The organism is Saccharothrix sp. 6-C, from assembly GCF_016695385.1.
Taxonomy (GTDB): Bacteria; Actinomycetota; Actinomycetes; order Mycobacteriales; family Pseudonocardiaceae; genus Actinosynnema; species Actinosynnema texasense.
Genome location: NZ_CP064192.1, coordinates 5,676,581 through 5,689,297, shown reverse-complemented (window position 1 = coordinate 5,689,297; position 12,717 = coordinate 5,676,581). Strand labels below are relative to the sequence as shown.

Below are 12,717 nucleotides of genomic sequence, written 5' to 3'. Positions count from 1 at the left end.
GGTCACTCGCTGGCGCGGCACCCCTCGCGGGTCCGCCCCGAGCTCTCGAGCCCGATCAGGCAGAACGCTTCAACGTAGATCGCGACCGCTGTTGCCCACTGTGCGCGGGTAGCAGTGGTGCGATCCTCGTCCAGGCCTTGTCCGTCCGCTCACCACGTCCCACAGCACACGATCATCTGCGCACGATCAGGAGAAACATCCGCAGGACACGCCCTGGACGGGGGTTGCCCCGGTCGCGGCGAACAACGCGTCGGCCTCCGCCCCGTGACCGGCGTCGGTGCCGTGGCGCCGCGACCGTCACGGGCATGACCGCGTTCCTGGCGATGTTCCTCGCGGTCTTCATCGTGGGTTCCACGTTCGGCTTCACCGTCGCCCGCAACTGGCCGCGACCTCGCCCTGCTGCGCCTCACCGGCGGTAGCCGCGGCCAGTTGCGGGCGCTGCTGCTGTCGGAGTCACTGCTGCTCGGCCTGGTGGGATCCGCGCTGGGCGTGCCGTTCGGGGTGATCGCCAAGTACGCGCAGACGTGGCTGCTGGTCGAGATAGGTTTGCTGCCTGAGGGTTTCGACGTCCCGTGGCGGATGTGGGCCGTGATCACCTCCGGGATCATCGGTGTCGGCGTGGCCCTGACCGGTGTGTTCACCGCCTCGTTGCGGGCGGCGAGGATCCGGCCCCTGGAAGCCCTGCGGGAGACCGGCAAGGCCGCCCGGGCGATGTCCGCTTCCCGGTGGCTGTTCGGCTTGTCCTTCGCGGTCTGCACCATCGCCTTGGTGGCGTGGGCCCGGGACGCCGACCTGATCGGCGCGATGATGGCGGCACTCGGGATCTCCCTGTCCGGCGCGGTCGCCATGAGCTTGCTGAGTCCCTTGGTCGTGCCGTTCATGGCGGGGCTGTTCGGGGTTCTCGTGCCCGGCAGCACGCTCATCGGCCTGGCGCAGGCCAACCTGCGGGACGGGGTGCGGCGCAGCGCGGCCACGGCCTCGCCGCTGATCGTGCTGGTCTCCCTGCTGCTCGGGCTGGCGGGCACCTTCGCCTCACTCGCCGCCGCCGGCGGTGAGGAGGCCGAGCGATCCGTGAACGGCCACCTCGTCGTGACCTCCACCGGCGAGGAGGCGGAACGGCTGCCGGGCGTCGAGGGCGTGGCCGTCGCCTCCCGTCAGAACGCCGTGGACATCACGATCACCGTGGAGAAGGAGCAGGACAACCAGGTGGTCACGAGGAACTTCTACGCCGGGATCATCGCGGTGGACGCTGCCGACTACGCGCGCACGCACACCCTGCCCCCGTCGGCCGGCAGCCTGGACGCGCTCACCGGCGCCACCGTGTTCACCGGCCCGGCGCGGCACGCCGACTGGATCGAACCCGGCCGGGTGCTCACGGCGGACATCGGCGGGCAGTCGCTGCAGCTCACCGTGGTCGGCCGCCTGCCGGAGACCCTGGAGGCGGGGGACAGCTTCCTGGTCCCGCGCCAAGCCCTGCCGCGGCAGGTGTGGGCGAAGGCGCCGACCGAGACCGTCGTCCAGATCACGCCGGGGCACTCCCCGGACGCCGTCGCCGAGCGGATCGGACAAGCGGGCTTCGGCCAGGTGCGGACGGTGGCCGAGTGGGCGGTCGACCGCGCGGAGGACGCCCAGGCCGGCAACGTCAAGATCCTGACCGTGCTGATGGGCCTGGCCGGGCTGTACGCGCTGATGGCCGTGGTGAACTCGGTGGTCATCGCCGGAACCGAACGCCGCCGGGAGTTCGCCGTCTCCCGGGTGACCGGGCTGACCCAGCCCCAGGTGGTGCGCACGGCCGTGGCCGAAGCGACCGCCGCGGCGGTCATCGGACTGGTGCTCGGGTGCGTGGTGGCCGGGATGGGTCTGGCCGGCATCGCCGGCGCCGTCGACAAAGCGATCGGCGTGCCCGTGGTGGTCGTCCCCTGGACGCTCGTCGTGGTCGTCGCGATCGGTTCGGTGGGCATCGTGGCGGTGACCAGCGCCATCACTGCGGCAATCGCGACGAAAGCGCGGCCTGTTTCCCTGGTCACAGCGAAGGAGTGAGCTGGCCGGCGGTCGGCGGGCGCCGGTGCATCGTCGACCGTCCCCGGGGGCCGTCTGGCGGAGTGGACTCGCTCAACGGCAGCCCATTGCGTCCTCGGCGGACCGCCGGACCACCGACAGCACCTCGTCGAGGTAGAACCGGGGCAGCGGCCCGTGGTGATCGCCGCCCGGCGGCTCGGTGAAGCTGACGCCGTCGACCCGGGTGAGGATCAAATCCGCGTGTCGTGCAAGCGGGACGCCCCGAGACGGTCGAGGACTACGTGAACCAGGCATGGCTGACCGACAACGTGGAGACCGGCCACGGCCGGCTCGGTGCGATGTACCGAGGAGGGCTTCCGGGCTCGGTGTCCCACAGCCGGTCGTCATGCCGTGCTGGTCGATGCCGGGGCGGATGCGGACGCACGACAACCGTGCGACAACAGGAACTCGGTATCCCTTGGTCCGAGCCGACTCGAACCAGGTGGTCGGCGGCAACTGCGTCCAGGGGGAGATCGATGAGGTTCTGCTTCCGGCGGTTCACCGTCGCGGTGACCGCTTTCCTGCTGCTCCCGGCGGTCCTGCTGCCGCACGCGGCGGCCCACGCGGGCGAAGCCTGCGACAAGCTCTACGTCGCCATCGACGACAAGGCGGGGAACGAGGGCACGGGGGACGAGTGGTCCACGACGGCGAACTTCACCGTCACCGCCGGCGGCTGCGCGCAGACCGACGTGACGGTGGACTACCGCACCGTGGACGGGACCGCCAAGGCGCCGGGTGACTACACACCGACCTCGGGCAAGCTGACCTGGCGCGCGGGCACGGCCGTCGCCCAGGAGATCCACGTGCCGATCGTGCGCGACGCGGCGATCGAGTGGAAGGAGACGTTCTCCGTCAAGCTCGCCTCGGGCAGCTCCGGCGTCGTCATCACCAAGGCCGAGGCGGTGGCCACGATCCAGGACGACGACGACCCGCAGCACCCGCCGGTCGTGTCGACGGGCGGGACGATCTCCTGGGTCCCCGACGACCCGATCCGCGAGATCCCCGTCGTGCTCTCGCACGTGGCGAACGTGCCGGTCACCGTCACCTACCGCACCGTCAACGGCACGGCCCGCGCGGGCGAGGACTTCGTCGGCGTCGCCAACGGTCACCTCACCATCCCGGCGGGCGCGCTGACCGCACCCGCCGTCGTGCTGCTGGCGCCCAACGCCGTGCCCAAGCCGGGTGAGTACTTCTTCGTCGAGCTGACCTCGACGTCGTACGGGGTCTTCGACAACACCAGCACGAAGGTCACCTTCGCGGGCCAGGGCTGAGTCGCGCGGGCGAGGTCAGGTCCGACCGGACCTGGCCTTGCCCGCGACCGCCTCGGCCTCCGCGGGCGCACCGGACTTCCCGTACAGCGCGGCGGCCAGCTCCCAGTGGTGCGCCGCCTCCGCCTCCCGGCCGCCGCGCAGCTCCAGGTCGCCCAGGTTGTCGTGCAGCTCGGCCTCCTCGTAGGCGTCGGGCACGCGCTCGCGCAGCGCCAGCGCGAGGTGCAGGTGCCGGCGGGCCTCGGCGAGGTCCCCGAGCTCGAGCCGGGCCCGGCCCAGGAGGTTCAGCACGGAGGCCTCGGTGTGCCGGTCCGCCAGTTCCCGGGCCACAGCCAGCGCCCGCCGCAGGTGGCCCAGCGCCGCGGCGGGGTCGCCCTGGTCGAGCAGCGCGGTGGCGAGGTGGGCCAGCGCCGTGGACTCCAGCCACCGGTCCCCGGCCTGCCGCCCGGCCGCCACCGCCTGCTCGAAGTGGTCGACGGCCTCGGCGAGCCCGCCCTGTTGCAGCAGCGCCTCGCCCAGGGTGTCCAGCGCCGCCGCCTGGAACCGCAGGTGGTCGAGGCGCCGGCTGAGCTCCAGCGCCCGGGTCAGCGGTTCGACGCTCAGGTCGGCCCGACCCATCCGGATGTAGGTGTAGCCGAGGTTGCGCTGGGCCAGGACGGTGCCCACCGCGTTGTCCTCGGCCTCGTGCACCGCGAGCGCCTCGCGGTAGGCCGTGACGGCTTCGTCGAAGCGGCGCAGCTCGGTGTGGGTGTTGGCGATGTTGCCCTGCACGTGCCCCTCGGCCTGCCGGTCACCGGTGGCCCGCGCGTGCGCCAGCGCCTGCCCGTAGCTGTCGAGCGCGGCCTCGAACCGCCGGGTCATCTGGTGGGCCACGCCCAGCGCGCGCAGCATCTCGCCCTCGGCCCGCACGTCACCGCCGGCCCGCGCCGCGGTCAGGCCGAACCGGCACATCTCCACCCGCTCGGTCCATCGGCCGCGCGCGTCGAAGAAGCTCGTCAGCAGGTAGGTCAGCTGCCACGCCGCGGTGTGCCGACCGGTCTCCGCCGCGTGCCGCGCGACCGCGAGGAGGTTGGCGCGTTCGGCATCGAGGAAGGTCAGCGCCGCGTGCCGGTCGGCGAACGGCTCCTCCGGCGTGGTGTGCCGCGGCGACGGCACCACCAGGTCGCGCCGGGGGTCGAGCAGCTGGTTCGCCCGGTGGGCCGCGGTCAGGTACCGGTCCAGCAGCCGGTCCAGCGCCGCCTCCCGGTCCTCCGCCTGCTCGTCGACGGTGGCGCACTGCCGCGCGAACAGCCTGATCAGGTCGTGGAACCGGTACCGGTCGCCGTCCTGCCGGGTGACCAGGTGCGCGGTGCCCAGCTCCTCGATCGCGCGCCGCGCACCCGCGAGCGGCACCGAGCACACCGCGGCGGCCAGCCCCGTGCCGAACACCGGACCGGGGTGCAGCCCGAGCAGCCGGAAGGCGCGCGCGGCCGGGGCGCTCAGCGACCGGTAGGTGCTGGCGAACACCGCGCGCACGCTGTGCGAGTCGCCCTCGACCGACAGCACGTCGAGCCGGTCGGCCCCGGCCAGCTCGGCCACCAACGACCCCACCGCGCCGGCCGGCTGCCCCGCCAGCTTGGCCGCCGCGATCCGCAGCGCCAGCGGCATCCGCCCGCACAGCTCCGCCAGCTCGGTCACCGCGCTCGCCTCGCGCCGCACCCGCTCGGCGCCCAGGACGGTCTCCAGCAGCAGCCGCGCCTCGGCCGGACCGAGCGCGTCCAGGTGCGTGACGTGCGCCGCGTGCCGGGCCGCCAGCGCGGGCAGCGAGGTGCGGCTGGTCAGCACCACGAGGCTCGTCGAGGTGCCCGGCAGCAGTGGAAGCACGTCCTCGGTGGCCCGGCAGTCGTCCAGCAGCACCAGCACGCGCTTGCCGTGCAGCAGCGACCGGTAGAGCGCGGCCTGCTCGAACACCTCCGCCGGCACGCGGTCGTCCGGCACGCCCAGGCTCCGCAGCAGGTGGGGCAGTGCCTGCTCGGGCGTCATCGCCCGCCCGGCGTCGTGCCCGCGCAGGTCGAGGAACAGGTGCCCGTCGGGGAACCGGTCGGCGACCCGGTGCGCCCACTGCACGGCCAGCGCCGTCTTGCCCATCCCCGCCGCACCGGAGATCACCACCACGGGCAGGTCGTCCGCGTGCTCCGCCGGCACGAGGTCCAGTTCGGCCAACTCCGCGTCACGCCCGGCGAAGTGCCCCGGCTTGGCAGGCAGCTGTGCGGGCCTGGGCTGCGCGGCCGTCACGCGCACGGCGCCGTTGGCCGGGCCGGGCAGGTCGAGCGCGGGGTCGCGGCGCAGGATCGCGGCGTAGAGCCCGGCCAGCGCCGGGCCCGGGTCCAGCCCCAGCTCCTCGGCCAGCCGGACGCCCAACCGCTGGTAGGCGTGCAGCGCTTCGGTGTGCCGCCCGCACCGGTACAGCGCGAGCATGTGGAGCTCCACCAGCCGTTCCCGCTCGGGGTGGTGCACCAGCAGGCGCTCCAGCTCCCCGACGGCGGCGCGGTGGCGGCCCAGCCGCAGCTCGGCGTCCCACACGTCCTCGACGGCGGCCAGCCGCACCTCGCGGAGCCGGTCGGCTTCGGCCAGGCCCCAGCCGGTCACCTCCGCGTCGGAGAGGACCTCGCCGCGCCACAGCGCCAGGGCCTGCCGCAGCTTGGCCACGGCCTCGTCGGTCGGTGCGGTGGACAGCTGTTCGCGCGCCGACCGGACGGTGCGCTCGAACCGGTGCGCGTCCACGATTTCCGGTGCCACCGCCAGCACGTAGCCGGGTTCCCTGGTGCGCAGCACGTTCGGCAGGCCGCACGCGGCCAGCGCCTGGCGCACCCGCGCCACGTGGCTGTGCAGGGTCCGCAGCGCGGTGCGCGGCGGGTCCTCGCCCCACAGCACGTCGATCAGCCCGGTGATCGGCACCACCGAGCCGGCCCGCAGCGCCAGCACCCCGAGCAGCGCGCGTCGCCTGGTGCCGACGAGGTTCGCGACACCGAGCGGGCCGATGGCCTCGACCTGACCGAGGATCCTGATCTCCCCCGAAGATCCCGATGAGCCCTCGACGCCAGCCACCATCGAACCTCTTCCCGCCCCGTCGTCTCGCAGCGTACAAGGTTCGCCGCGCGGATCGATCCGCGAGAGGGAGGAACGGGAGCGGCCCGGGCGGTGTGCCCGGGCCGCGCTGTCCGAGAGGGTCTACTTCACGTCGACCGACACCAGGCGCATGCCGCGTTCCTGGCAGTGGATCCGCATGTTCGCCAGGGCCTCGGTCGTCTGGTACAGGTTCGTGCTCTGCTGGAACGAACCGCCCCGGTACCGCCACACGCCCATCACGTAGGAGTCGTGCGGGTGGGTGCGGACGATCTGGAGCTCCCAGCCGGACTCCTTGCGCGCCCGGTTCACCCGGTCGAACTGGCTCTCGTTGTTGGCGTCCACGCCGCTGCCGAGCAGGCCCGACTGCCACACCTGCCCGGCCGTTCCTTGATCCGCGCGCCACACGCCGGTGATGTCGTCGTCGGCGTTGACGACCACGTCGACCAGTCGCAGGCCCTGGTCGAAGTACACCTGGTTCTGGTTCTTGAAGTCGGTCCAGGACGGGATGCCCGAGCGCCAGTGCTGCGCACCGGAGCCGGGGCGCCACACCGCGGCCCAGTCGCCGTCGTAGTCCAGGTCGACCAGCCGCAGGCCCTGGCTGAAGTACGTCGCGTCCAGCGACTCCAACTGGTCGGTCGACAGGCCCCAGTGCACCCGCTGGGTGCCCGATCCCGGCTGCCACGTCGCGGTCACGTCGTGACCCTCGATGTCCAGCTGCGTGATGCGCAGCCCGTCGGCGAAGTATCCCGCGTCTTTGCTTCTGAAGGTGTCCCACGACATGTTGGTCCAGAACCTCTCGTTGGCGTCCGCGGCCGACGAGCAGGTCGCGGTGAAACCGCCGTATGGACTGGCACCCGCCTGGGTGGACCCGGCGAGGGCCGCCGCGACGACCAGGCCGGTCATGAGCAGAGCGCGTCCGGTGCCCCGTGCGAACATTGTCCGCCCCTTTCGAGGGAGTGTTTCGGCTGAGCGGCACCAGCTTCCGGCCACGTGGTTGCGCGGCGGTTGTCGTGCTGTTGTGGCCGTGAGGGCTCAGCGGGTGCGGCATTCGGCCGAGCAGCCCGCGGCCGACTCGCGTCGGACGCATTCTCGGGCGCGACACCATCGCACTTCTGGCGTGCCGCACCGGGATCGGGCCCGCCCGTCGTGGTTCCACCCGCTCCTGATCGCTCGCGGTGACGCTCACCCGGTTCCGCGCGAGTCGTCGCCTTCGGGGTCCATGAGCAGGTTGCGGGCTTGTTGCGCGGTCCATGTCCCGTCTGGGTCGGTGGTGGTGCCGAGGACGTGGACGTGGCAGCCGGCGACCTTCATCACGAAGAACACAGAGACCCGCTTGAGGGTGACCGCGCAGTCGATGTGGAAGAAATCGCAGGTCAACAGGCCGGCTGCCCGAGCGCGGAGGAACCGTCGCCATGCCATGTGGGTGTCACGCTGGGGTTCGGGCGATACCCGCAGGCGCTTGAGCACGCGGCGCACGGTCGAGGCGGCTGTCCGATGGCCGGGTGTAGCCAGTCGGGCAGGTGCCGCATCAGCACAGCGCGGTCGGCTCAGTTCCACCGCGGGCGAGGGTGGTCCGGCGCGGCACGGCGACGTCGTGCCGCAGTACCGGCAACTCCACGTCGTTGGCCGCCGACGACCGGTCGGGCAGAACCAGCCGGCCGGCGACCCGGACGAAGATCAGGTACAGCGGTCGTAGCGCCACACCTCGTGATCCTGGCCTGGAGGACCAGGGGCAGAGCGGCGGTGAGTCTTCGGCCTGTGGATCGGGTTGTCGACAGGTGCGGCGCATCGCAGGGGACAAGTGCGGCACGACGTTGTCGAGGGCCGTCCGCGGGGTGGAGCTGGGCGCGATGCTCTGCCGGAGCTAGGCGGTCAGGCCCTTCTTCAGGGCGCGGGCGATGCGCACGGCGCGGCGGGTCTGGAAGGTCACCGCGTCCAGTTCCACCTGGCCGGGTGGGGTTTGGCCGTTGTTGGAGACGTGGCTCGTGCCGTAGGGATTACCGGCCTGGAACTGGATGGGGTCGGCGTAGCCGGGTGGCACGATGACGCAGCCCCAGTGGTAGAAGGTGTTGTTCAGCGCGGTGATGGTGGTTTCCTGGCCGCCGTGCGCGGTGCCCGCCGAGGTGAACGAGGTCGCCACCTTGTCGACCAGCTTGCCCTGCGCCCAGAGCGGGCCGGTGGAGTCGATGAACTGCTTCAGCTGCGCCGTCGGCAGACCGTACCGGGTGGGCGTGCCGAAGATGAGCAGGTCGGCCCACTCCAGGTCGTCCAAGGTCGCCTCGGGGACGTCCTGGGTCTGCTTGACGTGGGCAGCCCAGCCCTCGTTGCCGGCGATGGCCTCGTCCGGCGCCAGCTCGCGCACCTTCCGCAGCCGCACCTCCCCCTCGGCCGCCTCGGCCGCGGCTCGGGCCATCGCGTGCACGCTGCCTGTGGCGGAGTAGTAGATGACGGCGATCTTGAGGTCGGACATCGAGCTCTCCCGTGCTGTCGACGACTGTCGCGGTGGTGTACCCGGTCGGCATCGGTGTGTGCACCGATATCACCCCTTGGATGTCCGAAACCCCCGGAGCGGGTGGGGTCCCAGAGTCGCTCACACGGTCTGACCTGCGCTTCAGCAGCGCGCGATCGACCCGCGCAACCGCGGACGTGTGACGGGCACGGCACGGTGAGGGCGTGGTCCGGCAGCCGGGTGGCGAGCGGGCGGTCCGGTCGGGTGGCCCGCTCGCCGGTCCGGGTCAGGGGGAGGACGGGAGCAGGACTTCGTAGGGCAGGGTCACGCCCGTTCCGCCGCGGTTGCGGGCCAGGGTGAAGGCCCCGGGGGAGTTCGTGCCCCGGGCGTCGCGCCACTCGACGAAGCGCAGCTCGTCCACGTCCACCCACGCGGGTTGCGCCGAAGAGCCCGAGACCTTGAGGTACGGCATCACCATGTTGCCCGTCGTCGGCCCACTGTCCAGTTCGGACACCGCCAGGTCGACGACCACCTGGTGCCACTGCCCGTCCGCGGGGACGTCCACCGCCTTGGTGTAGGTCGCGACGACCTCCGAGGTCGGGTCCTCGGCCGGGTTGCTGTCGTCGAAGTGGTAGACGTCGAAGCGGGCCTCCGCGGCAGCGGTCGAGGAGCGGCGCACCCGGGCGACCAGCGAGTACGACGGGGTGGGGTCGGTGGGGACGGCCTGGCCGTCCTCGTCCCGGTACGCCCGGTGGCGCGGCAGGGGGATGCGGGCGATCGGCCTGCTCTGCACCGAGTCGCCGTCGCGCACCTCCAGCCGGAGGGCGCGCAGGCCCTGTGCGGCGTCACCGGAGCGGACGCCCTCACGTCTGCTGTTCACGCTCCAGTGCACGGCCTCGCTGATCGACGCGTCGGCGGTCTCGTCCTCGAAGTGCCCCCAGCCGTACAGGTCGCGCCCGATGTCCACCCCGTCGCCGCCGGTCGGCTTGACGAGCGCCGACGCGGCCACCGGGAGGTCGACCACCGCGCCGGGCCCCACCGCCTGGTCCTGGGCGCGGGCGGCGGCGGGCTCGGCGACCAGGCGGGCGGTGTGCCGCTCCAGGACCACGTGCGCCGGCGTTCCCTTCTCGCGGGGACGGGTGCGGACGTCGCCTTCGTCGTCCCGGTAGGACTCCAGCGGCAACGTGCTGCGCTCCCACACGCGCGCCAGGACGCGTTCGGCCGCCGTGTCGGTGACGGGCACGGGCTTGTAGTCCACCAGTTCCAGCGGATAGAGCCTGGCTTCCAGCAGGGTGTCGCCCTCCCACACGGTGCGCAGGAACGCGCTGGCGAAGGTGGCCAGGAAGTTCTGCTCGAACACGAAGTTGCCCAGGCTGTAGGCGATCAGCTTGCCCTTGTACCACTCCAGTCCTTGCAGCACGTGCGGGTGGTGGGCGACCACGATGTCCGCGCCCGCGTCGATCGCCTCGCGGGCGATGTCGCGGATGTTGTCCGACGCCGCCTCCTGGAACTGGAAGCCGGCGTGCACCTGGACCATCACCAGCGGGGACGACTTCGCGACCTGCTCGATCTGGGCGGTGGACGTTTCGCCGTCCCACCGGGCCGCGCCGCCGTGACCGCGTCGTGCCACCCAGTCCTGCACCTCCGGGTAGACGGCCGCCAGCGACGCCCACATGCCCGCCACCTGGTCGTCCGAGGCCTTCTCCTCGGCGGCGCTGAACCGCTCCCACGCCTCGCGGATGCGGCGCGGCGCGGACGGCACGCCCGCCGCCGGGTAGCCCCAGGTCCTGTTCTCGTACTGCCACCGGTCGGGTTCGGCGACGTCGCCGGGTTGCCGCGCGGTCGCCGGGGGGAAGCTCTCGTTGACGAACGAACCGTCCACGCTGGTGTACGCGAGCACGCCGACGCCCGTGCCGGCGACGTCGCGCAGGTGCGCCTGGGCGGCCTCGGCGGCGTTCGCGCCGGCTCCCACGGTCGCGATGCCCGCGCCGGACAGCGCGGCGCGCGTGTCGGCCACGCCGGCGTCGAGGAGGTCGCGGGAGTGGTTGTTGGCCAGCACCGCGAGGTCCGCGGACAGCGCGCGGAGACCTGCCACGGTCGGTCCGGCGGACTGGAGGATGTAGCGCTTGCCCGGGTAGGCGGCGTCCGCGGGCTTGTCGCTGATGACCGTCTCCACGTTGACGGTGCGGAAGTCGGCGGCGGCGAACGCGGGTGCGATGGCGGCCACCACGTCCCGCGCGCCCGCGGCGGCGTCGTCGGCGGGGATCAGGGGCTCCGAGCGCCCGCTGGACTCCTCCTGGGTGGGCGTCGCGTAGCGCCTGCCGAACATCACGTCCCCTGCCGAGTGGACGGCGAACCTGTCGTCCCCGCGGGCGAACAGCTTCACGTCGACCTGCTTGCCGGAGTCCGACCAGCCCAGCGGGACGGGTTCGGCGAGGTACCCGTCCGCGGTCACGACGGTCATGGCCGGACCGGGCAGTTCGGGCACCTCGACCACACCGTCGTCGTCGGAGGTCAGCGGGACCGGGCTGCCCAGCGGCGAGTGCACGGTGACGGTGGCGCCCTCCAGCGGTTCACCGGACTCGCCGGCGACCTTGAGCCGCACCGCGATGCTGTCGCCGCCGGCCGGCCGCAGGCAGTCGTCGCAGTCGCCGCCGCCGATCGCGTAGACCACCGCTCCCACCGCCGTCACCACGACCAGGGGAATGGCTACCCACGGCCACCGGTGTCTCAACGTGCTGATGATGCCCACAACAGAACCCTTTCGTGGTTATGGTGACGTTTCACGTGCCGTGACCGTTTTCCGGCGTCCGCCGGACCGGGCGTCCGCCGGTTCAGCCGCGCGCCGGTTCAGCCGCCCAGTGCCTTTTCCAGCGCGTGGACGACGGGTTCCCACTGCTCGGGGGAAACCCGGGTGATGCGGTTGAGCTCCACGTGCGCGAAGAAGGCGCCGTGCTCCGCCGCGACGGCTCCCTGCCGATTCCGCCTGCCCTCAAGATCGCCGCAGTCGCGCGCCCACGCCCGGCACACGCGCAGCAGCCCTTCGAGGTCGTCGGCGACCCGGGTGATCGACGGGTCCTCCCGCGCCGCGCCGGGGGAGAGCACCAGGTCCGCGGACGGGAGGCTGTCGTCGTCGAAGCCGTGCAGCTGCACCTGTGGCACGCGGTCGCGCGAGTGCCGTTCGGCCGCCGCGTGGAACAGCGAGTCCGTGCGGTGGGCGGCGTCACCCGCGCCGGCGGCCACGCGGCGGTGCGTGCCCGCCACGGAGAGCACGGCGCCGGGCACCCGGCGGAACAGGTCGAGCCCGATCTCGGCGGTGCGCAGGTCGTTGGCGGGGTGCGGGACCTGCACCGCGACCCGCACCGGTCGGGACAGGTCGACCACGTACAGACCCCAGCTGTGCTCGGTGCCGGCCTCCGCGGCCGCGAGCGCGTAGGGGCGGCCGGTCTCCTCGTCCACCGTGCGCCGCACGGCGAAGCCGAGGGAGCGCAGGTCGTCGTCCCCCGCCGCCGGGGTGGGGCCCAGCGCGGTGAGCGCCTCGGTGAACGCCCGGCGCTGTTCGGCGGTGGGCGGTCGGTAGGGCGCGTCCTCGCGCAGCGCCGCCACGAACGCGGCGACCCGCTCCGCGAGGGCCACCGCCGGGTCGGAGGGCGGTGGCGGATCGTCGGAAGGGCCCTTTCCGTAACACCCCACGAAGGAGATGCTGATCACGGCGAGAAACAACACAAAAGTCCGCCGGAAACGAATATAGATCACCGATGTAAAGTGGATTCACTCGTTCGGCACATCGGTAGTCCCCTCTTGGCTAGGTGTTGGCGACTTTGTGGTGCACAA

General features: G+C 72.5%; 10 protein-coding genes. 2 read left to right on the top strand and 8 right to left on the bottom strand.

The features are described from left to right. The first annotated feature begins 429 nt into the window (after window positions 1-429). Entirely contained in the window at window positions 430-2,040 is a 1,611-nt protein-coding gene (locus IOD16_RS23585) for an FtsX-like permease family protein (RefSeq protein ID WP_236594309.1), read from the top strand. Window positions 2,041-2,112: 72 nt separating this feature from the next. Here IOD16_RS23585 and IOD16_RS23580 read toward each other — a convergent pair whose 3' ends face one another. Next, window positions 2,113-2,253: a hypothetical protein gene (locus IOD16_RS23580; RefSeq protein ID WP_201436186.1), complete on the bottom strand. Its 141-nt coding sequence runs from the start codon at window positions 2,251-2,253 to the stop codon at window positions 2,113-2,115. Between the two features lie 281 nt (window positions 2,254-2,534). On the opposite strand from IOD16_RS23580, the gene IOD16_RS23575 reads away from it, so the two are divergent. Then, complete coding sequence (locus IOD16_RS23575) at window positions 2,535-3,329, top strand: Calx-beta domain-containing protein (protein ID WP_201436185.1); 795 nt, start codon at window positions 2,535-2,537, stop codon at window positions 3,327-3,329. A 15-nt stretch (window positions 3,330-3,344) separates the two neighbouring features. Here IOD16_RS23575 and IOD16_RS41070 read toward each other — a convergent pair whose 3' ends face one another. The 7 genes from IOD16_RS41070 to IOD16_RS23540 all read right to left on the bottom strand — a co-directional run bounded on the left by IOD16_RS41070 (window position 3,345) and on the right by IOD16_RS23540 (window position 12,576). Beyond that, a complete protein-coding gene (locus IOD16_RS41070) occupies window positions 3,345-6,416 on the bottom strand; it encodes an AfsR/SARP family transcriptional regulator (protein ID WP_268957639.1) in 3,072 nt (1,023 codons plus the stop codon). A 120-nt stretch (window positions 6,417-6,536) separates the two neighbouring features. Then, on the bottom strand, window positions 6,537-7,370 hold the full coding sequence (locus tag IOD16_RS23565; protein WP_201436184.1) for a hypothetical protein: 834 nt from the start codon (window positions 7,368-7,370) through the stop codon (window positions 6,537-6,539). Window positions 7,371-7,616: 246 nt separating this feature from the next. Next, a complete protein-coding gene (locus IOD16_RS23560; protein WP_201436183.1) occupies window positions 7,617-7,901 on the bottom strand; it encodes a hypothetical protein in 285 nt (94 codons plus the stop codon). Window positions 7,902-7,962: 61 nt separating this feature from the next. Next, complete coding sequence (locus tag IOD16_RS23555; protein WP_201436182.1) at window positions 7,963-8,136, bottom strand: hypothetical protein; 174 nt, start codon at window positions 8,134-8,136, stop codon at window positions 7,963-7,965. Window positions 8,137-8,298: 162 nt separating this feature from the next. Further along, window positions 8,299-8,904, bottom strand: coding sequence for an NAD(P)H:quinone oxidoreductase (gene wrbA / locus IOD16_RS23550; RefSeq protein WP_201436181.1), 606 nt, complete (start codon window positions 8,902-8,904; stop codon window positions 8,299-8,301). A 265-nt stretch (window positions 8,905-9,169) separates the two neighbouring features. Next, window positions 9,170-11,575 carry a CapA family protein gene (locus tag IOD16_RS23545; protein WP_201436180.1) on the bottom strand — a complete coding sequence of 802 codons (2,406 nt, stop codon included), beginning with the start codon at window positions 11,573-11,575 and terminating at the stop codon, window positions 9,170-9,172. Between the two features lie 158 nt (window positions 11,576-11,733). Then, window positions 11,734-12,576, bottom strand: coding sequence for a hypothetical protein (locus tag IOD16_RS23540; RefSeq protein ID WP_201436179.1), 843 nt, complete (start codon window positions 12,574-12,576; stop codon window positions 11,734-11,736). Window positions 12,577-12,717 lie beyond the last annotated feature (141 nt).

Coding starts and splice junctions, on each gene's coding strand:
- wrbA (WP_201436181.1), bottom strand. CDS start 8,904: ATGTCCGACCTCAAGATCGCCGTCATCTACTACTCCGCCACAGGCAGC.
- IOD16_RS41070 (WP_268957639.1), bottom strand. CDS start 6,416: ATGGTGGCTGGCGTCGAGGGCTCATCGGGATCTTCGGGGGAGATCAGG.
- IOD16_RS23565 (WP_201436184.1), bottom strand. CDS start 7,370: ATGTTCGCACGGGGCACCGGACGCGCTCTGCTCATGACCGGCCTGGTC.
- IOD16_RS23575 (WP_201436185.1), top strand. CDS start 2,535: ATGAGGTTCTGCTTCCGGCGGTTCACCGTCGCGGTGACCGCTTTCCTG.